This is a genomic window from Kocuria sp. CPCC 205231 (assembly GCF_040980965.1).
GTDB classification, from domain to species: Bacteria; Actinomycetota; Actinomycetes; order Actinomycetales; family Micrococcaceae; genus Kocuria; species Kocuria rosea.
Window position 1 is genome coordinate 1 of record NZ_JAVKPP010000012.1, and the last position, 19,309, is coordinate 19,309.

Annotated in this window: 19 protein-coding genes, 3 tRNA genes and 1 other RNA gene; 14 read left to right on the forward strand and 9 right to left on the reverse strand. The window is 72.2% G+C overall.

Going from position 1 to position 19,309, the window contains the following annotated elements:
• The coding region (aceE, locus tag RF640_RS12935; protein ID WP_368828100.1) for a pyruvate dehydrogenase (acetyl-transferring), homodimeric type at positions 1-1,652 on the reverse strand (1,652 nt) is incomplete at its 3' end.
• Between the two features lie 453 nt (positions 1,653-2,105).
• Between aceE and RF640_RS12940 the strand changes: the two genes are divergently transcribed.
• From RF640_RS12940 to RF640_RS12955, 4 genes are all read left to right on the forward strand, one after another.
• Positions 2,106-2,522: a DUF3052 domain-containing protein gene (locus RF640_RS12940; protein WP_017833737.1), complete on the forward strand. Its 417-nt coding sequence runs from the start codon at positions 2,106-2,108 to the stop codon at positions 2,520-2,522.
• A gap of 35 nt (positions 2,523-2,557) precedes the next feature.
• Positions 2,558-3,016: a peroxiredoxin gene (locus RF640_RS12945; protein ID WP_176337497.1), complete on the forward strand. Its 459-nt coding sequence runs from the start codon at positions 2,558-2,560 to the stop codon at positions 3,014-3,016.
• Between the two features lie 31 nt (positions 3,017-3,047).
• Entirely contained in the window at positions 3,048-3,950 is a 903-nt protein-coding gene (locus RF640_RS12950) for an NAD-dependent protein deacetylase (protein WP_368828102.1), read from the forward strand.
• 130 nt (positions 3,951-4,080) lie between these two features.
• A tRNA-Val gene (locus tag RF640_RS12955) sits at positions 4,081-4,156 on the forward strand.
• A 42-nt stretch (positions 4,157-4,198) separates the two neighbouring features.
• Here RF640_RS12955 and RF640_RS12960 read toward each other — a convergent pair.
• Positions 4,199-4,486 (reverse strand): hypothetical protein, encoded by a 288-nt coding sequence (locus RF640_RS12960; RefSeq protein WP_109267990.1) that lies wholly within the window; start codon positions 4,484-4,486, stop codon positions 4,199-4,201.
• A gap of 218 nt (positions 4,487-4,704) precedes the next feature.
• On the opposite strand from RF640_RS12960, the gene gndA reads away from it, so the two are divergent.
• Positions 4,705-6,162 carry an NADP-dependent phosphogluconate dehydrogenase gene (gene gndA, locus RF640_RS12965; RefSeq protein WP_126346263.1) on the forward strand — a complete coding sequence of 486 codons (1,458 nt, stop codon included), beginning with the start codon at positions 4,705-4,707 and terminating at the stop codon, positions 6,160-6,162.
• A 76-nt stretch (positions 6,163-6,238) separates the two neighbouring features.
• Here gndA and epsC read toward each other — a convergent pair whose 3' ends face one another.
• From epsC to msrA, 3 genes are all read right to left on the reverse strand, one after another.
• Positions 6,239-6,823, reverse strand: a complete 585-nt coding sequence (gene epsC / locus RF640_RS12970) for a serine O-acetyltransferase EpsC (RefSeq protein ID WP_109222445.1) — start codon at positions 6,821-6,823, stop codon at positions 6,239-6,241.
• Positions 6,824-6,981: 158 nt separating this feature from the next.
• Positions 6,982-7,917, reverse strand: coding sequence for a cysteine synthase A (gene cysK, locus RF640_RS12975; RefSeq protein ID WP_035929871.1), 936 nt, complete (start codon positions 7,915-7,917; stop codon positions 6,982-6,984).
• A gap of 136 nt (positions 7,918-8,053) precedes the next feature.
• Positions 8,054-8,656 (reverse strand): peptide-methionine (S)-S-oxide reductase MsrA, encoded by a 603-nt coding sequence (msrA, locus tag RF640_RS12980; protein ID WP_232035287.1) that lies wholly within the window; start codon positions 8,654-8,656, stop codon positions 8,054-8,056.
• A 104-nt stretch (positions 8,657-8,760) separates the two neighbouring features.
• On the opposite strand from msrA, the gene RF640_RS12985 reads away from it, so the two are divergent.
• Positions 8,761-9,720, forward strand: coding sequence for a Nif3-like dinuclear metal center hexameric protein (locus RF640_RS12985; protein ID WP_126350220.1), 960 nt, complete (start codon positions 8,761-8,763; stop codon positions 9,718-9,720).
• Positions 9,717-10,451, forward strand: coding sequence for a zinc ribbon domain-containing protein (locus RF640_RS12990; RefSeq protein WP_095650532.1), 735 nt, complete (start codon positions 9,717-9,719; stop codon positions 10,449-10,451). The genes RF640_RS12985 and RF640_RS12990 overlap by 4 nt, the downstream gene beginning before the upstream one ends.
• A gap of 46 nt (positions 10,452-10,497) precedes the next feature.
• Here RF640_RS12990 and rnpB read toward each other — a convergent pair.
• Positions 10,498-10,891, reverse strand: an RNA gene (gene rnpB / locus RF640_RS12995) — RNase P RNA component class A.
• Between the two features lie 69 nt (positions 10,892-10,960).
• Here rnpB and RF640_RS13000 point away from each other — a divergent pair.
• Positions 10,961-11,734 (forward strand): YaaA family protein, encoded by a 774-nt coding sequence (locus tag RF640_RS13000; RefSeq protein WP_368828106.1) that lies wholly within the window; start codon positions 10,961-10,963, stop codon positions 11,732-11,734.
• Positions 11,735-11,765: 31 nt separating this feature from the next.
• Here RF640_RS13000 and def read toward each other — a convergent pair whose 3' ends face one another.
• The 3 genes from def to orn all read right to left on the reverse strand — a co-directional run bounded on the left by def (position 11,766) and on the right by orn (position 13,254).
• Complete coding sequence (def, locus tag RF640_RS13005; protein WP_368828108.1) at positions 11,766-12,335, reverse strand: peptide deformylase; 570 nt, start codon at positions 12,333-12,335, stop codon at positions 11,766-11,768.
• A gap of 98 nt (positions 12,336-12,433) precedes the next feature.
• Positions 12,434-12,507 (reverse strand) — tRNA-His (locus RF640_RS13010).
• Between the two features lie 129 nt (positions 12,508-12,636).
• Positions 12,637-13,254, reverse strand: a complete 618-nt coding sequence (gene orn / locus RF640_RS13015; protein ID WP_368828110.1) for an oligoribonuclease — start codon at positions 13,252-13,254, stop codon at positions 12,637-12,639.
• Positions 13,255-13,410: 156 nt separating this feature from the next.
• Between orn and mptB the strand changes: the two genes are divergently transcribed.
• The 6 genes from mptB (at position 13,411) to ettA (ending at position 19,264) form a co-directional block, all read left to right on the forward strand.
• The gene (mptB, locus tag RF640_RS13020) at positions 13,411-14,982 is read left to right on the forward strand and encodes a polyprenol phosphomannose-dependent alpha 1,6 mannosyltransferase MptB (protein WP_368828112.1); all 1,572 of its coding nucleotides are present in this window, start codon (positions 13,411-13,413) and stop codon (positions 14,980-14,982) included.
• 69 nt (positions 14,983-15,051) lie between these two features.
• Positions 15,052-15,124: transfer RNA gene (locus tag RF640_RS13025), tRNA-Arg, on the forward strand.
• Positions 15,125-15,840: 716 nt separating this feature from the next.
• Positions 15,841-16,071: a hypothetical protein gene (locus RF640_RS13030; RefSeq protein WP_017834571.1), complete on the forward strand. Its 231-nt coding sequence runs from the start codon at positions 15,841-15,843 to the stop codon at positions 16,069-16,071.
• Positions 16,072-16,507: 436 nt separating this feature from the next.
• Positions 16,508-16,642, forward strand: coding sequence for a hypothetical protein (locus RF640_RS13035; RefSeq protein ID WP_017834572.1), 135 nt, complete (start codon positions 16,508-16,510; stop codon positions 16,640-16,642).
• A 205-nt stretch (positions 16,643-16,847) separates the two neighbouring features.
• Positions 16,848-17,447 (forward strand): single-stranded DNA-binding protein, encoded by a 600-nt coding sequence (locus RF640_RS13040; RefSeq protein WP_368828114.1) that lies wholly within the window; start codon positions 16,848-16,850, stop codon positions 17,445-17,447.
• A 134-nt stretch (positions 17,448-17,581) separates the two neighbouring features.
• Complete coding sequence (ettA, locus tag RF640_RS13045; protein ID WP_368828116.1) at positions 17,582-19,264, forward strand: energy-dependent translational throttle protein EttA; 1,683 nt, start codon at positions 17,582-17,584, stop codon at positions 19,262-19,264.
• The last annotated feature ends 45 nt before the right edge of the window (positions 19,265-19,309 follow it).

Sequence of the window (19,309 nt, forward strand, 5' to 3'; positions counted from 1 at the left end):
GTGGGGAAGAACGAGTCCATGCCGAAGGTGCGGGCCTCGTCGGGGACGATGGGCACGATCCGGTGGCCGAACTCCTTCTCCCGCAGGAGGTCCTTCAGGATGCGCACGAAGGCCATGGTGGTGGCCGCCATCTGCTTGCCCGAGCCCTTCTTCGCGGACTTGTACGCGGCGTCCGTGGGCAGCGCGATCTCGTGCTGCTCGTGCGGGCGGTCCGGGACGAAGCCGCCGAGCTCCTTGCGGCGCTCCAGGAGGTACTTGACCTCCGGCGAGTCCTTGCCGGGGTGGTAGTAGGGCGCGCCGTAGAGGTCGCTCTCCAGCTCCTCGTCCGAGATGGGGATGCGCAGCTGGTCGCGGAAGGCCTTGAGGTCCTCCAGGGTCAGCTTCTTCATCTGGTGGGTCGCGTTGCGCGCCTCGAAGTGGCTGCCCAGGCCGTAGCCCTTCACGCCCTGCGCCAGCACCACGGTCGGCTGGCCCTCGTGCTCGGTCGCGGCCTTGTAGGCGGCGTAGACCTTCTGGTAGTCGTGGGCGCCGCGCTTGAGCTCCCAGATCTCGTCGTCGGTCATGTCCGCGACGAGCTCCTTGGTGGCCGGGGACTTGCCGAAGAAGTGGTCGCGGATGAACCCGCCGGACTCGGCCTTGTAGGTCTGGAAGTCGCCGTCGAGGGTCTCGTTCATGATCCGGACCAGCTCGCCGTCCTCGTCCTTGGCGAGCAGCTGGTCCCACTCGCGGCCCCAGAGGACCTTCACGACGTTCCAGCCCGCGCCGCGGAAGAAGGCCTCGAGCTCCTGGACGATCTTGCCGTTGCCGCGCACCGGCCCGTCCAGGCGCTGCAGGTTGCAGTTGATGACGAACGTGAGGTTGTCGAGCTTGTCGTTGGCGGCCAGCTGCAGCAGGCCGCGCGACTCCGGCTCGTCCATCTCGCCGTCGCCCAGGAACGCCCACACGTGCTGCTCCGAGGTGTCCTTGATCCCGCGGTTGTGCAGGTAGCGGTTGAACTGGGCCTGGTAGATCGCGTTCATCGGCCCGATGCCCATGGACACGGTCGGGAACTGCCAGAAGTCGGGCATGGAGCGGGGGTGCGGGTAGGAGGGCAGCCCGTTCGGGGCCTTCGTCTTCTCCTGCCGGAACCCGTCCAGCTGCTCCTCGGTGAGCCGGCCCTCGAGATAGGCGCGCGCGTAGTTGCCGGGGGCCGAGTGGCCCTGCCAGAAGACCTGGTCGCCGCCGCCGGGGTGCTCCGGGCCGCGGAAGAAGTGGTTGAGGCCCACCTCGTAGAGGGTCGCCACACCGGCGTAGGAGGAGATGTGACCACCCACGCCGATCTCCGGGCGCTGGGCCCGGTGCACCATCACGGCGGCGTTCCAGCGCAGGAACGCACGGTAGCGCCGCTCGATCTCCTCGTCGCCCGGGAACTCCGGCTCCTGGTCCACCGGGATCGAGTTCACGTAGTCCGTGGTGGTGACCATCGGCACGCCCACGCTCTTCGCGCCGGCGTGCTGGAGGAGGGCGCGCATGATGTACTGCGCCCGTTCCGTGCCCTGCGTCTCGATCAGGCCCTCGAAGGACTCGATCCACTCCCGGGTCTCCTCGGTGTCGGAGTCCTTCAGGTTGTTGGTCAAGCCACTGAGGATGTGGTGGTTGCTGGATGAAGGCACGTTCAACCTCTCTTCGTCGAGTTGTCCGACGGATCCCGGGCGGGTGCGCGCGCGAGGGCGCGGCCGGGACGTCCGACAGTCTCAAAATACCCGTTGCCCGTTCCGCTGTCCGAACGCCACCCGGAAGGGGCGGACGTCCGGGAACCGGGCCCGTCGTGCGGATCGCGCCGCCGGGGCCGTCTCGGGCGTACGGGGTGTCTGTGGGGACCATGCTTCCACACCCGGGGCCGGCCGTCACACGGCGTGTCAGCCCACGCGTCACCCCCATGATTCGGAGGCGCTCACCGTGCGGGAGCTTGAAAGAGTCCCTGATCCGGTGTTGTCTGGACGGTGAAGCCGGTATCCGGCCCGCCACCGTGCCCCCGCGGTCCGCCGACGGGCAGGCGGAGCCCAGCACCGGTACGCAGTGCGTGGTCGTCGTTCGTCGGCCCGATCCCAGAAGGAGCAAGAACAGTGAGCGAGGCCAAGACCACCGCGGGTGACGCGGTAGTCCAGCTCGGTTTCAAGGATGGCGACTACATCCAGGAGTTCGGATACGACGAGGACGTCGACCTCGACCTGAGGGACGGCATCGAGGAAGTGATCGGGTCGGACCTGCTGGACGAGGACGACCAGGAGGTCGTCGACGCGGTGCTCCTCTGGTTCCGCGAGGGTGACGGTGATCTCGTCGACACGCTGGTGGACGTCACCACCACCCTGGACGAGGGCGGCGTGGTGTGGGTGCTGACCCCCAAGGCGGGCCGCGACGGCTACGTGCCGCCCGCGGAGGTCCAGGAGGCCGCGCCCACGGCGGGGCTGCACGTGACCACGACCGCCCGCGTCAGCGCGGACTGGGCCGCGACCCGGCTCATGCCCAAGCGCAACGTCTGACCGGGCGTCCCGGACCCCAGCGGAGGAGACCACGCATGCTCGAGATCGGCGCGCCCGCCCCGGACTTCACCCTCAAGAACCAGTTCGGCGAGCCGGTGACCCTGAGCGCCCTCCGCGGTCGCCCCGTGGCGATCGTGTTCTACCCGTTCGCGTTCTCCGGGGTCTGCACCGGCGAGCTGTGCCGGCTCCAGGACAGCCTCTCCGTGTTCGACGACGCCGGGGTGAAGCTGCTCGCGGTGTCCGTGGACTCGAAGTACACGCTGCGGGCGTTCGCGCGGGAGGAGTCCTTCGACTTCGACCTGCTGTCCGACTTCTGGCCCCACGGGGAGGTGGCCCAGCGCTACGGGGTGTTCGACCCGGTGGCCGGTCTGGCGGAGCGGGCCACCTTCGTGCTGGACGCGCAGGGCGTCGTCGTCGACGCCTTCCGGTCGGAGCGCGGCACGCCGCGGGAGCTCGAGGCCTACCGCACCGCCCTCACCAGGCTGCACGGCTGAGCCCGGCCGGCCCGGTCCCCCGCGAGCAGCGATGCCCACCGTCCGCGCCGGCTACGGCGCCCCCGTGCACCCCGACCAGTTCCCGGACCCCGACGCCGCCGGGCTCGAGGCGGGCCTGGCCGGGGCGGCCGCGCTGCTGGGCGGGCGGCGGACCGCCGTCCTGACGGGCGCGGGCATCAGCACGGAGTCCGGGATCCCGGACTACCGCGGCCCCGGCTCCACTCCCCGCACCCCCATGACCTTCGACGAGTTCATGGGCAGCGCCGCCATGCGCAGCCACTACTGGGCGCGCAACCAGTACGGGTGGCGCCACCTGGCACGGGCCCGGCCCAACGCCGGGCACGCGGCCCTGGCCCGGCTCGAGGAGTCGGGGTCCGTCACGGGAGTGGTCACCCAGAACATCGACCGCCTGCACCAGGCCGCGGGGTCCCTCAACGTCGTGGACCTGCACGGGCGCTACACGCAGGTCGGGTGCATGCGCTGCGCCACCCGCATCCCCCGGGCGGTGCTCTCCGACCTGTTCGACGAGCTCAACCCCGGCTTCTACGACTCGATCTCGTCCCCGGACGACATCGACTTCGCCCCGGACGCGGACGCGGTGGTGCCGCGCACGGCCGGGTTCCGGGTGCCGGACTGCCCGGTCTGCGGCGGGGTCCTGAAGCCCGACGTCGTGTTCTTCGGGGAGAACGCGCCCCGGCACCGGGTGCTGCGCGCGCTGCGCATGGTGGACGCCGCCGACGCCCTGCTGGTCGTGGGCTCGTCCCTGACCGTGAACTCGGGGCGCCGCTTCGTCCGGCACGCGGTGCGCGCCGACGTGCCCGTGGTGATCGTCAATCACGGGCGCACCCGGGGGGACGCCGCGGCGCGGCTGAAGGTCGACGCGTCCGCGACCGCCTTCCTGGTGGGGCTCGAGCGGCGACTCGCCCGGCCGTAGGGCGGGCGGCGAATATGGCGAACGTCACGCCGGGCGGAGCCCGCACCCGGTCGGCACCGGTGCGCCCCGGCGGGTAGCCTGTTCGGGAACCGGGTGCCGGCGGTTGCGAAAACCGCCCACCCGGTTGTCAGGGTCTTTAGCTCAGCTGGTAGAGCGCCACGTTTACACCGTGGATGTCATCGGTTCGATCCCGGTAGGACCCACCACCAGCCGGTCGCGACGCCCGCGGGAGCCGGTGCGGAGCACGACTAGCGGAAGTACACCTGCTTGGACCCGGCCCGGGTGCACAGGACCACGATGCTCCCCGTGCTATCGGCCTTCCGGGCCTTCTTCACGTAGGAGGAGGCCTTGCCCCCGCACAGCTGGGCCGCCTTCTCGCTGGCCCGGGCGATCGTCGCCTCGTTGAGCACCTCCTTGGCGCCCACGACCACGTCGACCTTGCCGTCGGCGGCCGCCGCGGCAGGTGCGAACCCGGCGCCCGACCACAGGGCGGCGCAGGCCGCGGCCCCGATCATCGTCCTCTTCCACGCGTCCATGCCAAGCCCCCCGGCTCTCGTGCTCCACCACCAATGTAGGAGCCCCGGCGGGGGGATTGGCGATTGTGACGCAGGTTCTTCCGCGGACTTCTCCGCCGGGCCTCCGGTCCGGACTCCGCCCCGGCCCCCGCCTCGGCGATCGCGCCGTGACCCCGGCGGGCCGCGGCAACAAGTGCGCACCGGACGGAGCGCCCTCCCGGAGTTTGTAGGCTGGGGGCATGGCAGCAGAACAGAAAGCTCAGATCGGGGTCACCGGCCTCGCGGTCATGGGCGCGAACCTCGCCCGCAACTTCGCCCGGCACGGTTACACCGTCGCCCTCCACAACCGCTCCGTCGAGAAGACCGACGCCCTGCTCGACGCCCACGGCGACGAGGGGACGTTCATCCGCACAGAGACCCTCCAGGAACTCGTGGACGCCCTCGAGACCCCCCGCCGCATCCTCGTGATGGTCAAGGCCGGCGCCCCCGTGGACGCCGTCATCGAGCAGCTCGTGCCGCTGCTCGAGAAGGACGACATCATCATCGACGGCGGCAACTCCTACTTCCAGGACACCCGGCGCCGCGAGCGCGAGCTCGCCGAGAAGGGCCTGGACTTCGTGGGCATCGGCGTCTCGGGCGGTGAGGAGGGCGCCCTGCTCGGGCCCTCCATCATGCCCGGCGGACCCCGCAAGTCCTACGACTCCCTCGGCCCCCTCCTCGAGGACATCGCCGCCAAGGCGGAGGACGGCACGCCGTGCTGCGCCTGGATCGACACGGACGGCGCCGGCCACTTCGTGAAGATGGTGCACAACGGCATCGAGTACGCCGACATGCAGGTCATCGGCGAGGCGCACGAGCTGCTGCGCTCCGTCGCCGGGCTCGAGCCGGCCGAGCAGGCCGACGTCTTCGAGCAGTGGAACCGCACCGAGCTGGCCTCCTACCTCATCGAGATCACCGCGCACGTGCTGCGCCAGGTCGACGCCCGCACCGACCGGCCCCTCATCGACGTGATCGTGGACGCCGCGGGGCAGAAGGGCACCGGCCGCTGGACCGTCCAGGAGGCCCTCGAGCTCGGCTCCCCGGTCACCGCGATCGCCGAGTCCGTCTTCGCCCGGGCGCTGTCCTCCGCCGAGCCGGAGATGCGCCTCGAGGCGCAGCGCGTGCTGCCCGCCGGCATCGGCGGCACCACCGAGGACGTCGTGCACGACCCCGAGTTCGTGGAGGACGTGCGCAAGGCCCTCTACGCCTCGAAGCTGGTCAGCTACGCCCAGGGACTCGACATGCTCACCATGGCCGGCCGGGAGTACGGCTGGGACCTGGACCTCGCGACCATCGCCGGCCTGTGGCGGGAGGGCTGCATCATCCGGGCGGAGCTGCTCGAGGTCATCATGGAGGCGTACAAGGGGGACAAGCAGCCGCTGAACCTGCTGTTCGCCCCGGAGTTCGTCGCCGCCGTCGAGGAGGCCCTGCCGTCCTGGCGGCGCGTCGTGGCCCGAGCCGTGGAGCGCGGCATCCCCGCGCCGGTGTTCGCCACCACGCTGAACTACTACGACTCGCTGCGCCGGCCCCGGCTCAACGCGGCCCTGACGCAGGGGCTGCGCGACTTCTTCGGCGCCCACACCTACCGGCGCACCGACGACGCCGAGGGTGTCTACCACACCCTGTGGAGCGGGGACCGTTCCGAGGTCGTCTCCTGACCCGGACCCCGCACGACGACGCCGGCCGGCCGTCCCCGTCCCGGGGGCGGCCGGCCGGCGTCGCAGCGGGGCAGGGTCAGATCCACATCGCGGGGTCGATGTAGCTGGAGGGGTCCACGAGGGGCTGCTGCTTCTCGGGGGTGCGCGGGCGGACCTTGCCGGGGATCCCGGTCACGATCGAGTCCTCCGGCACGTCCTTGACCACCACGGCGTTGGCGCCCACGGCGGAGTCGGCGCCGATCTCCACGGGGCCCAGGATCTTCGCCCCGGCGCCGATCACCACGCGGTCGCCCACGGTGGGGTGCCGCTTGACCTTCTCCAGGGAGCGCCCGCCCAGGGTCACCCCGTGGTAGATCATCACGTCCTCGCCGATCTCCGCGGTCTCCCCGATGACCACGCCCATGCCGTGGTCGATGAAGAAGCGGCGCCCGATGGTCGCCCCCGGGTGGATCTCGACGCCCGTGAGGAAGCGGCCGAGCTGGGAGACCGTGCGGGCCAGCAGCCGCCGGTCGGGGTGCTGCCACAGCCGGTGGGACAGGCGGTGGACCCAGATGGCGTGCAGACCCGAGTAGTTGAGGGCGATCTCCACCCTGGACCGCGCGGCCGGGTCGTGCGTCCGGGCCGTCTGCAGGTCCTCGGCGAGTCTGCTCCAAATACTCACGGTCTTCCTCTGTTCTTCCGGGGGCGGGGGTCCTGGCCCGCCGGGACCGGCGGGACGTGCTGGGGCGCGGACGGGAACGACCCGCCCACCACCGGGAGCAACGTCACCGGCAGGCGGCGCTATTCCCGGCGGGGACGGGTCGTGGTCAGCGGCGCGGCTCAGCCCCGGATGTCCTCGTAGAGCAGGGTGGAGATGTAGCGCTCGCCGAAGTCGCACACGATGGCGACGATCAGCTTGTCCCGGTTCTCCTCCTTGGCCGCCTCCTGGAGGGCGGCCCACACGATGGCGCCCGAGGAGATCCCGCCGAGGATGCCCTCCTTGGTGCCGAGCTCGCGGGCGACCCGCACGGAGTCCTCGACCGTCACGTCGTAGACGTCGTCGTAGATCTCGCGGTCCAGGATGTCGGGGATGAAGTTCGCGCCGAGGCCCTGGATCTTGTGCGGACCGGCCTTGCCCTCGGTGAGCAGGGGGGAGTCGGCGGGCTCGACGACGACGAGGCGCACGTCCGGCTTCTGCTCGCGCAGGTAGCGGCCCGCACCCGTGATGGTGCCGCCGGTGCCCACGCCGGAGATGAACACGTCGACCTGGCCGTCGGTGTCCTCCCAGATCTCCGGGCCCGTGGTCGCGTAGTGGACGGCCGGGTTGGCCTCGTTGGCGAACTGGCTGGCGAGGACCGCGTTGTCGGTGGTGTCGACGATCTCCTGGGCCTTCTCGACGGCGCCGCGCATGCCCTCCGCGCCCGGGGTGAGCACGATCTGGGCGCCGTAGGCGCGGAGCATGACCCGGCGCTCCGTGGACATGGTCTCCGGCATGGTCAGGATGACCTTGTAGCCGCGGGCGGCGCCGACCATGGCCAGCGCGATGCCGGTGTTCCCGGAGGTGCCCTCGACGATCGTGCCGCCCGGCTTCAGCTGGCCGGACTTCTCGGCGGCGTCGATGATGGCCACGCCGATCCGGTCCTTGACGGAGTTCGCCGGGTTGTAGAACTCCAGCTTCACGGCGACGTTGCCGGGCAGGCCCTCGTCGAGCCGGTTGAGGTGGACGAGCGGGGTGCGGCCCACGATCTCGGTGACGTCGTTGTAGATCTTCGGCATGTGCGTACCTCGGTTTCTGCGTGGTCGGTTCTCTGTCGGATCTGGGTGCTGCTCGGGTCGTGCTGCGGCCGCCGGCGCTCTGGGGGTCCGCGGCGGCGCGGTCCTAGCTCAGCCTAGCCACGCGCCGCAAGCGCTACTATGCGGTAAGCCACGCGGAGTAACGTTTCCGGACCTTCGCCAGCTTGGGGTTGATGATCACCTGGCAGTAGCCGTTCCAGGGCTGCGCGGCGTAGAAGTCCTGGTGCTCGGGCTCCGCCTCCCAGAACGGGCCCAGCGGCTCCAGCGTCGTGACGATCGGCTGGTCCCACGCCGGCTGCGTCCGGCGGATCGACTGCTCGAACAGCTCCCGCTGGGCCTCGTCGGCCCAGAACATGGCGGACCGGTACTGGGTGCCCACGTCGTAGCCCTGCCGGTTGAGGGTGGTCGGGTCGTGACCGGTGAAGAACAGGTCCAGGATCACGTCCGCCGGCACCACCGCCGGGTCGAAGGTCACGGCGACCGCCTCCGCGTGGCCGGTGGTGCCCGTGCACACCGCGTAGTAGTCGGCACGCCCGGGGTCGCCGCCGGTGTAGCCGGAGACCACGGAGGTGACGCCCCGGGTGATCCGGTAGACCGCGTCGAGGCACCAGAAGCACCCGCCCGCGAGCACGAACGTCTCGGTCGCGGCGGGCTCCGCCGCGTCCGGGCGGGGATCGGGGGCGGGGCGTGCGTCGTCGTCGTCGTGCGCGGAGTAGGCCATGACCCGTACAACACCGCACGGCCCGCATCATTCCCGCACCCGCCCCGGGCGTCTCCGCGCCCGCCTCGGCGGCCGGCGCGGAACGGACTCCTAGACTGGGGCGCATGAGCGAGCAGAGCACGTCCCCGCCCCGGCCCGCCCCCACCCTGTCGGAGGTGCTCGAGACCGTCGAGCAGCTGTGGCCGATGCACCTGCAGGAGCCCTGGGACGCCAGCGGGCTCGTCACCGGCCGCCCCGACCAGCCCGTGCGCCGGATCCTGTTCGCCGTGGACCCCGTGGCCGGGGTCGTCGCCGAGGCCGTGTCCGCCGGCGCCGACCTGCTGGTCACCCACCACCCCCTGCTCCTGCGCGGCGTGACGTCCGTGGCCGCCGACGGCTTCAAGGGCGCCGTGGTGCACGAGCTCATCGAGCACCGGTGCGCCCTGCTCGCCTGCCACACCAACGCGGACTCCGCCCCGGACGGCGTCTCGGACGCCGTGGCACGGGCCGCCGGCCTCACGACGACGACGCCCCTCGCGCCGCACCCCGCCGACCCGGCCGTGGGCATCGGACGCGTCGGGGACCTGGCGCGGCCCGTGCGCCTGCGGGAGCTGGCCCGGCGCCTGGCCGACGCCGTGCCGCCCACCGCCCACGGGGTCCGGGTGGCCGGGGACCCCGACGCCCTCGTCCGGCGTGTCGCCGTGTGCGGGGGAGCCGGGGACTCGCTCTTCGACGCGGTGCGGTCCTCCGGGGCCGACGTCTACGTGACCGCGGACCTGCGCCACCACCCGGCGTCCGAGGCGCGCGAGGCCGCACTGGGCCCCGGCGCCGGCGGCACCCCGTACCTCGTGGACCTCTCCCACTTCGCGAGCGAGTGGCTGTGGCTGCCCGTGGGCGCCGCCGCGCTGCGGGAGGCGCTCGCGGCGCGCGGCCACGACGTCCAGGTCGACGTCTCCGAGCGGTGCTCCGACCCGTGGGACTTCCGCCTCGACCACCCCGGCCACGACGGGTCCGACCCCGTCCGGTCCGGCCACGACCGTTCCGCCCCCGACCCCGCCGCACCGACCGCAGGAGGACCCGCATGAGCACCGCCACGCCCGAGCAGCAACGAGCCCTGCTGGAGCTCGAGCGGGTGGACGCCCGGCTGCGCCGGATCGCCGCCCGGATCGCGGAGCTGCAGACCGACCCCGAGGTCGCCGCCGCGCTGCAGCTCCGGGCCCGGGCGATCGCCACCGCCAAGGAGCTCGGGGCCGCCGAGCAGGACGTCCGGGACCGGCTGGCCGCCGCCGAGCAGAAGGTCGCCCGTGTCCAGGCCTCGATCGAGAAGGACCGCCGGCGCCTCGAGCAGGGCGGCTCCGCCAAGGACCTCATGGGCCTGCAGCACGAGATCGACACCCGCACCCGGCAGCTGGCAGAGGCGGAGGAGGCGGAGCTGGAGGTCATGCAGGAGCTCGAGGACGCCGTGGCGCACCGGGCCCGGATCACGCCGCGGCTCAAGGAGGCCGACACGGAGGCCCGGCGCCGGGTCGAGGCCCGGGACGCGGAGGGCCGCGCCCTGACGGCCGAGCGGGACGAGCTGGCCCGCACGCGCCCCGCCGCCGCGGAGGGCGTGGGGCACCCCGGGCTGCTCGCACGGTACGAGAAGATCCGGACCGGGCGCGGCACCGACCGTCCGGCGGCCGCGGAGCTGCGGGGCACCGCGTGCGGGTCCTGCGGCACGGCGCTCAGCCCCACGGACGCCGCGACGTTCCGGGCTGCGGCCCCGGACGAGGTGCTCACGTGCCCCGAGTGCGGGGTTCTGCTCGTCCGCTCCTGAGGTTTCACGGTGCCGCTCGAGCCCGGAGCGCACGGTGCGGGGGCGGGGGACAGGCCGGCCTGTAAGCCGGGTTCTGTGCGCACGGCCGGTCGCCCGTGCCGTGCCGGTGACCATCCATCTAGGCCCACCGTTGCCGGTGGGCTCGAGCGGCCTACCCGGGTGCTCGGGCGAGCAGCCCTCGGGCGCACCCTGTCTGGCCTTGCTCCGGATGGGGTTTACCGAGCCGCGCCGGTCACCCGGCGCGCTGGTGGTCTCTTACACCACCTTTTCACCCTGACCCGCCGCCCGGACGGACCGGGGACGGGCGGTCTGTTCTCTGTGGCACTTTCCTGCGGGTCTCCCCGAGTGGGCGTTGCCCACCATCCTGCTCTGCGGAGCCCGGACTTTCCTCGCGCCGCGACAGCCGGAGCTGCGCGGCCCGCGGTCACCCGGCCGACCTGTCCGAGGCCCATCCTACCCGCCGGTCCGCGGCGCCCGGACCGGCCCGCGGGGTCACTAGACTGCTGCGAGTGCTGATCCTCCTCCCGCCCTCCGAGACCAAGACCGCCCCCGGCGCCGGCGCCCCCGTGGACCCCGCCGTCCTGTCCTTCCCCCAGCTCACGGCCGCCCGGGAGCAGGTGCTCGCCGAGCTGGCCGCGACGAGCGCCCGCGAGGACGCGCTCGAGGTGCTGGGCGTGGGGGAGCGGCTGCGCGGTGAGGTCGAGCGCAACACCCGGCTGGGCGCCGAGCCGGCCGCACCGGCCCTGAGCGTCTACACCGGGGTGCTCTACGACGCCCTCGACCCGGCCGGGATGACCGGGGCGCAGCGGACCGCCGCGGCGGCCTCCCTCGTCGTCGTCTCGGCGCTGTGGGGCGCGGTGCGCCCCGACGACCGGATCCCGGCCTACCGCCTGTCCATGGGTGCCGAGCTGCCGGGGCTCGGCAGGCTCGCGGCGCACTGGAAGCACCACCTGCCCGCGGTGCTGGAGCCGGCGGCCGGGGACGGGCTCGTCGTGGACTGCCGGTCGGCCGCCTACGCGGCGGCGTGGCGCGGTCCCCGGGCCCGGACGGTGGGGGTGAAAGCGGTGCGGGAGCGGAACGGGAGGCGCCAGGTCGTCTCGCACATGGCCAAGCACACCCGCGGCCTGCTGGCCCGGCACCTCGTCGAGCGCGCCGCCGCCGGCGAACGCCTGGAGACGCCGCTGGACCTGCTCTCGGCGGCGCAGGAGCGCTGGCGGGCCGAGCTGACGGAGCCCACGGCCCGGTCGGCGGGCGAGCTCGTCGTCGTGCTGACGGAGGACTGAGCGGGCGCGCCGGGGCCGGTGCGCGGACGGATCAGTGGCCGAACGGGTCCTCGTCGACGCCAGGGGTCCAGGTGTGGCCGCCGCGGCCCCAGCCCTCGGCCTTGACCGCCTTCCGGGCCTTGCGGGACCACTTGTCGTTGAGCCGGTCCACGTAGAGCTTGCCGTCCAGGTGGTCGTACTCGTGCTGCATGACGCGGGCGAACCACCCGGTGGCCTCGAAGTCGACCGGACGGCCCTCCACGTCGAAGCCGGCGACCCGGACCCAGTCCGCCCGCTTCAGCGGCCAGCTGTAGCCGGGCACGGACAGGCAGCCCTCGGACTCCTCGTCCGGGTCCGGCGCCTCCTGGGAGATCTTCCCCGGCGTCAGCACGGGGTTGACGAGCACCCCGCGCGGCGCCACGTCGTCGTTCTGGAACGTGTAGGTGAAGATCCGCAGCCCCACGCCGATCTGCGGGGCGGCGAGCCCCACGCCGTGGGCGGCGTCCATGGTCTCGTACATGTCCGCCACGAGGGCGCGCAGGTCCTCGTCGAACTGCGCCACCTTGGCTGCGGGGCGGTGGAGGACGGGATCGCCGGTGATCACCACGGGACGGACGGCCATAACGCACTTCCTTCGACTTGCCGGGGCCTGCACCCCTTCGAACCGGTTCGGGAACGACGAAAGGCCGCCCCGAGTCAACGGGACGGCCTTTCACAGTGGGTGAGCGACGGGGGTTGAACCCGCGACCTCCTGGACCACAACCAGGCGCTCTGCCGAACTGAGCTACGCCCACCATGAACGCCCGCCGGAAGACCTGCTTCCGCTGGGCAACGCATACGAGTGTACCGCATTCCCGGAGGGCTCCGGACCACGCCGGGACCCCCGCCCGTCCGGGCCGGGGTCCCGGCGCCGGACGGGGGACTCAGGCGCCCGTGCGGGACGCGGCGATCTCCGCGGCGATGCCCTTCGCGGTCACCGAGTCCGGCCCCGGCTCGGCGGCGAACACGGCGCGGCGGTAGTACCGCAGCTCGTCGATCGAGTCCCGGATGTCGCCCAGGGCCCGGTGGTTGCCGGTCTTCGGCGGGGCCTGGAAGTAGGCGCGCGGGAACCACCGGCGGGAGAGCTCCTTGATGGTGGAGACGTCGATCACGCGGTAGTGCAGGTGCGCCACGAGCTCCGGCATGTCGCGCACCAGGAACGTGCGGTCCGTGCCCACCGAGTTCCCGCCCAGCGGGGCCTTGCCGGGCTCGGGCACCCACTCCTTGACGTAGGCGAGGACCTGCTCCTGCGCCTGCTCCATCGTCAGACCGGAGGGGAGCTCGTCGAGCAGCTTGGAGGAGGTGTGCATGTTCCGCACGAAGTCCCCCATCTGCGCCAGCGCCGCCTCGTCCGGGCGGATCACGACGTCGACGCCCTCCCCGAGGACGTTGAGCTCGTCGTCGGTGACGAGCGCCGCGACCTCGATCAGGGCGTCGTCCTCGATGGACAGCCCCGTCATCTCGCAGTCGATCCACACAATGCGTCCGTTCGAATTAGCCACCCGGACAATCTACCGTGCCGCCCCGACGCCGCCGGTCGCCGCCGGGACCGGTCGGGGACTCCCCGAGGAGCCGGGGATAGGATCGGGGCGACCACGGGTCCGTGCTGCGCCCAGCCGGGGCGCCCGCAGCCACCGGACGGGCGCATCGGGAGAGCAGTGCAGATCACTTCGACGACGCCGGCGCCGGGCGAGGGACCCGACGGCGTCCGGCCGCCGGCGGATCCCGGGAGCTCGTGGTACGACTCCGACTCGCTCCTGCGGACGGTGCTCATGGGCACGCTCGGGTCGCTCATGCTCCTGGTCGGCTCCCTGGGCGTCGGCTGGCTCGCCTCCGTCTCCCCGCTGCGGCAGGCGCCGGTCATCATCGGCATGCGCTTCACGACCACCGGGGTGATCGTCTCCATCCTCCTGCTCGCCGTGGGCGGGATGCTCCTGATCCGTGAGTGGCTGCGCCTGGGGCAGAAGCTCAACACGTGGGGACCCGGCAGCGGCCGGTGGGTGCTCATCGCCATCGCGGCGTGGGCCGCCCCCATGCTCGTGACGATCCCCCTGTTCAGCCGGGACGTGTACTCCTACATCGGCCAGGGCCGGGTGATGGCCAGCGGGCTGAACCCCTACGAGCACGGCGTCTCCACGATCGACAACTTCTTCCAGCTCGGGGCCGACCAGATGTGGTCGGAGTCCCCGCCGCCCTACGGGCCGCTCTTCCTGTGGCTCGAGCAGTTCGTGGTGGCCGTCACCGGCGCGGACCCGGACGCCGGGGTGCTCTGGTTCCGGGGGATGTGCGTGCTCGCCGTGATCGCCTGCATGTGGCTGGTCCCGCGGCTCGCGCGGCTGCACGGCATCAACCCGGCCCGGGCCCTGTGGCTCAGCGTGGCGAACCCCCTGTTCCTCACGAACTTCATCGTCTCCGTGCACAACGACGCCATCATGATCGCCCTCGCCCTCGGCGGCACCTACGCCGCCGCGGTGCACCGCAACTGGAAGGGCGGTCTGCTCGGGACCACGCTCGTCACGCTGTCCGTGGCGATCAAGCCCATCACCCTCGTCTTCCTGCCCTTCATCGGCCTGCTGTGGGCGGGCCGGAACGCGTCGTGGACCCGCCGCTTCGTCATCTGGTTCCTGGTCCTCGTCTACGCGGTCGCCCTGCTCGGGCTGATGGGTCTGCTCAACGGCTTCGGCTTCGGCTGGGTCTCCGCCATGTCCACCCCCGGCTCCGTGTCCATCTGGTACGCCCCGGTGGGTCTCGCCGGCGTGCTCGCCACCACCCTGGCCGCGGCCGTGGGCGCCGACGCGGGCCAGTGGCGGGAGGTGGTCCACACGGCGGGCCAGGCCCTCGCGGTGCCCGTCATCCTCTGGCTGATGTTCGTGGGCCGGGACGAGCGGATCATCCGCCGGCTGACCTGGGCGTTCGCCGCGATCGTGCTGTTCTCCCCGATGATCCAGGCCTGGTACGTGGTGTGGCTCATCCCGCTGTTCGCGGTCACGGGCATCCGCAGCGACTGGCAGGTCGACATCCTGTTCTTCCTCACCGTCTTCTTCATGATCTACGCGGTCTCCGACCAGCTGGACGTCTTCCCGTACCTGGACCTCGACCTCAGCTCCGGCCGGCTGATCGCGGCGGTCGTCGCCCTCTCCTACGGCGTGTACCTGTGGTTCATCGACCCGGCGACCCGGCGGCTCTTCCGCGGCCGCTACCAGCCCCCGGTGCAGAGCGCCGTGATCTGAGGAGCCGGTGTGGCCCCCGCGAGTTGATAAACTCGACCGCGGTGCCCGGGACGCGGTCCCGGGCGGCACGCCCCAGTAGCTCAGTGGATAGAGCAGGAGCCTTCTAATCTCTTGGTCGGGGGTTCGACTCCCTCCTGGGGCACACTCGCGATCCCCGCCATTCCGGCCCTCACGGCTCAGGGTGGCGGGGATCTCGTCGTCTCCGACGCCAGATCCGACGGCACGTCGTGCTGCGGTGCCCGGCGGGACCTCTCCGGTGGCGAGACGCACGGCCCTTGCGGGCAGGGCCGGCGGACCGGATGAGCGTGCCGGCGCCCGTTCGGTGGACCGGTACCTCCGAGCGGAGCGGAGGCGGGGTAGGCTGTGCGGTGGGCACGCAGATCTCGCCGTCTGTGTGTCCGCGGCTCGCTCGGTCTTACTGGACCGGGCGGGCCATCTTTCGTCGGTGGCGGAGCCGGCAGGTGCTGAGCGGCGTCCCGGCAGGCGCCCGGAGCCGGAGCACTTTCCCGCCACACCCCGGACGACCGGCCCACCTGCGGCCCTCGGCGGGCACGGCCCGGCCGTCCCCCTCCCAGGCAGTCCTGCCGGTGCCTCTTCCCGAGCTACAACCCGCTCTGGATTGTTTGCGGTCGCGAAAGTGTGGACAAGCACCACCCTGTGAATTCGCATACGTTAAGTAGCACATCGAGGGGTGCAGTGATCCGGCCACCTGAGCTCCGCGCCAGGACGGACGAGGAGCCGGAGCAGCACCTCCGCGACGACCCCGGCGGCAGCCCGCCGGGACGGCCGCAGTTCCCGGACGGGGTGCCCGGGGCGGCCGCGGACCACGCGTCCGGATCCGATTCAGGGGGAGGAACCATGAGCGTCACCATCATCAGGCAGTGGACCGGCCGGGGGGCCCGTTACTACCACTACGACACGGTGGAGGAGGCCACGGAGGACACCCGTGACTTCATCGTCCGCAACGTCGGCCCGGACATCGATCCGCAGCAGCTGGAGGCGATCACCCGGGGCGTCGTCGCGCTGCACTGCATGCACCTCGACTTCCGGGAGGACTGCATCGTGGTCGAGCCGGGGCACGCCGCCTAGTCGAACGGAACGCACGGGGGCCGGCGGCGAACCGGGCACGGCGCCGTTGCGCCGTGCCCGGGAGACTGCGGGGGTCGTCGCACGCGAGGCCGACCGCCGCCTCCCGTCCGGGCGCCCGCACTGCACCGGCACCGGCCTGCCGTGGCGAGATCGCGGCCGACGCCCGTGGCTGACGTCCGCGGTCGACGCCCCGCCGCGCGGAGCGACGGCTCCGAGGGGCGGGGCGACGGCTCCGCGCAGCGGGGCGACGCGCGGGGACGGGGTAGGCGCGGCGCCCGCTCCGGCGGTCCGGGCGCCGTGCCGGCCCCGAAAACCGGGCCGCGGTGCATCCACAGGAGCCACTGCGCCGGTAGTAGGGGTGAGGACACCCGCGCAGGATGTCGTCCGGCAGGCCGTCACCTGCCAGGCCACTGCAACGAACATCGAGGTGAGTCCGATGGCCCGGATCCGACTCTGCCAGTGCGGCGCCCCACCGCTCTACGGCCCGTGGTGCTGGGCATGCTCCCACGAGCAGGAGCGGCACCGGGAGCCCCTCGCCGTCATCGCCTGGAACGCCGTCGACATCGACTGACGGGCGCTCGCGGACCGTGAGCCGGTCTCACGCTGGTCGCCCGGCGGTCGCACTGCACAGCGCGTGGTCCCGGAACCCGAGGAGCGCGGCCGTCCACAACCGGGGCCCGCCCGCCGCGGCGGCACCGGCTCCTGCAGGACGCTGGGTGCACCCCGCCACCGGGGCCAGCACCGGCCGCACCGGCCGCCGTCCAGAGGAGTTCCCGATGACCGAGCAGATCACCGTCCGCGGCTACGTGGCCACGGACCCCGAGTCCCGCAACCTGCCCGACGGCACCGTGGTGGTGACCTTCCGCCTCGCCTCCACCCCGCGCTGGTTCGACCAGCAGGCCGGTTCGTGGCGGGACGGGCACACCAACTGGTTCTCCGTCCAGGCGTTCCGTGCGCTGGGGCTCAACGCGCTGGCCAGCATCAAGAAGGGCCAGCCCGTGGTGGTGGTCGGCAAGCTCAAGGTCCGGTTCTGGGAGGGCGAGCACGGGCGCAACACGGCCGTGGACGTGGACGCCGTGTCCCTCGGGCACGACCTCGCCCTCGGCACGGCCTGCTTCCAGCGCACCGTGACCTCCTCGCCGCCCGCCGAGCAGACGGGGGAGCGGCCCGCCGGGCAGCCCGAGGACGCGGCGGAGACCGGTGCCGCGGGCGCCCCGCCGGCCCCGGACGGGGACCCGGCGGAGCCGAGCGGCGACCCCGGAGGCGGGGACGGGGCCCCGGAGGTCCCGGCAGACGTCGACCCGGAGACCGGTGAGCTCCTCGCGGCCGCCGCTGAGCCCGGCCGGCGCCCGCGCCGCCAGCCGGCCACCGCCTGAGCTGCCCGGGCGGAGCCGTCCCGCGCGGGGACGGAGCCGGGGACGGACCCGGGGTCCGCGGCGCCGCCGCCCCCGGTCCGTCCCCGTCCGGCAGCCGCCGCTCGGCCGCCGCCGAGCGGGGTAGCCTTGAGGGCATGGCGGAATTCATCTACACAATGTCCAAGGCCCGCAAGACCGTGGGCGACAAAGTCATCCTGGACGACGTCACCATGTCGTTCTACCCCGGCGCGAAGATCGGCGTCGTGGGACCCAACGGGGCCGGCAAGTCCACCATCCTCAAGATCATGGCCGGCCTCGACCAGCCGTCCAACGGCGAGGCCCGGCTCAGCCCCGGCTACACCGTCGGCATCCTGCTCCAGGAGCCGCCGCTGAACGAGGAGAAGACCGTCCTGGGCAACGTCGAGGAGGGCGTGGGCGAGATCAAGGCGAAGGTCGACCGCTTCAACGCGATCTCCGAGGAGATGGCCCAGCCGGACGCCGACTTCGACTCCCTCATGGAGGAGATGGGCAAGCTCCAGGAGGACATCGACGCCGCCAACGCCTGGGACCTCGACTCCCAGCTGGAGCAGGCGATGGACGCCCTGCGCTGCCCGCCGCCGGACGCCGACGTCTCGGTCCTCTCCGGTGGTGAGCGCCGCCGCGTGGCCCTGTGCAAGCTGCTGCTGCAGAAGCCGGACCTCCTGCTCCTCGACGAGCCCACCAACCACCTCGACGCCGAGTCCGTGCTGTGGCTGGAGCAGCACCTGAAGGACTACCACGGTGCCGTCATGGCCGTGACCCACGACCGGTACTTCCTCGACCACGTGGCCGAGTGGATCTGCGAGGTCGACCGTGGCCGGCTGTACGGCTACGAGGGCAACTACTCGGCCTACCTCGAGACCAAGCGCGCCCGCATGGAGGTGCAGGGCAAGAAGGACGCCAAGCAGGCCAAGCGGCTGGCCGACGAGCTCGAGTGGGTGCGCTCCAACGCCAAGGGCCGCCAGGCGAAGTCGAAGGCCCGCCTGGCCCGCTACGAGGAGATGGCCGCCGAGGCCGAGAAGACCCGCAAGCTGGACTTCGAGGAGATCCAGATCCCGCCGGGACCGCGCCTGGGCAACCTCGTGATCGAGGCGAAGGACCTGCAGAAGGGCTTCGGGGACCGCTCCCTCATCAAGGGCCTGTCCTTCTCCCTGCCGCGCAACGGCATCGTGGGCGTCATCGGCCCCAACGGCGTCGGCAAGTCGACCCTGTTCAAGACCATCGTCGGCATGGAGGAGCTGGACGGCGGGGAGCTGAAGATCGGCGACTCCGTCAAGATCTCCTACGTGGACCAGAACCGTGCGAACCTCGACGCCAGCAAGTCGCTGTGGGAGGTCGTCTCGGACGGCCTGGACTACATCAACGTCGGCAACGTCGAGATGCCCTCGCGCGCCTACGTCTCCGCGTTCGGCTTCAAGGGCCCCGACCAGCAGAAGAAGGCGGGGGTGCTCTCGGGCGGAGAGCGCAACCGGCTGAACCTGGCCATGACCCTCAAGCAGGGCGGCAACCTGCTGCTCCTCGACGAGCCCACCAACGACCTCGACGTCGAGACCCTCGGCTCCCTGGAGAACGCGCTGCTGGAGTTCCCGGGCTGCGCCGTGGTCGTCTCCCACGACCGGTGGTTCCTCGACCGGGTCGCCACCCACATCCTGGCGTGGGAGGGCACCGAGGACGAGCCGGACCAGTGGTACTGGTTCGAGGGCAACTTCGAGTCCTACGAGGCCAACAAGGTGGAGCGCCTCGGCGCGGACGCCGCGCGGCCGCACCGCGTCACGCACCGCCGCCTCACCCGCGACTGACCCGGGGGCCGGGCCGCGCCCGGACCCCGTGCCGCCGAAGGGGCA

Excerpts from the sequence above, each read along its gene's own strand:
- RF640_RS12945 (WP_176337497.1), top strand. The coding sequence starts at position 2,558 with ATGCTCGAGATCGGCGCGCCCGCCCCGGACTTCACCCTCAAGAACCAG.
- RF640_RS12950 (WP_368828102.1), top strand. The coding sequence starts at position 3,048 with ATGCCCACCGTCCGCGCCGGCTACGGCGCCCCCGTGCACCCCGACCAG.
- RF640_RS12960 (WP_109267990.1), bottom strand. The coding sequence starts at position 4,486 with ATGGACGCGTGGAAGAGGACGATGATCGGGGCCGCGGCCTGCGCCGCC.
- gndA (WP_126346263.1), top strand. The coding sequence starts at position 4,705 with ATGGCAGCAGAACAGAAAGCTCAGATCGGGGTCACCGGCCTCGCGGTC.
- cysK (WP_035929871.1), bottom strand. The coding sequence starts at position 7,917 with ATGCCGAAGATCTACAACGACGTCACCGAGATCGTGGGCCGCACCCCG.
- msrA (WP_232035287.1), bottom strand. The coding sequence starts at position 8,656 with ATGGCCTACTCCGCGCACGACGACGACGACGCACGCCCCGCCCCCGAT.
- RF640_RS12985 (WP_126350220.1), top strand. The coding sequence starts at position 8,761 with ATGAGCGAGCAGAGCACGTCCCCGCCCCGGCCCGCCCCCACCCTGTCG.
- RF640_RS12990 (WP_095650532.1), top strand. The coding sequence starts at position 9,717 with ATGAGCACCGCCACGCCCGAGCAGCAACGAGCCCTGCTGGAGCTCGAG.
- def (WP_368828108.1), bottom strand. The coding sequence starts at position 12,335 with ATGGCCGTCCGTCCCGTGGTGATCACCGGCGATCCCGTCCTCCACCGC.
- RF640_RS13030 (WP_017834571.1), top strand. The coding sequence starts at position 15,841 with ATGAGCGTCACCATCATCAGGCAGTGGACCGGCCGGGGGGCCCGTTAC.
- RF640_RS13035 (WP_017834572.1), top strand. The coding sequence starts at position 16,508 with ATGGCCCGGATCCGACTCTGCCAGTGCGGCGCCCCACCGCTCTACGGC.
- RF640_RS13040 (WP_368828114.1), top strand. The coding sequence starts at position 16,848 with ATGACCGAGCAGATCACCGTCCGCGGCTACGTGGCCACGGACCCCGAG.
- ettA (WP_368828116.1), top strand. The coding sequence starts at position 17,582 with ATGGCGGAATTCATCTACACAATGTCCAAGGCCCGCAAGACCGTGGGC.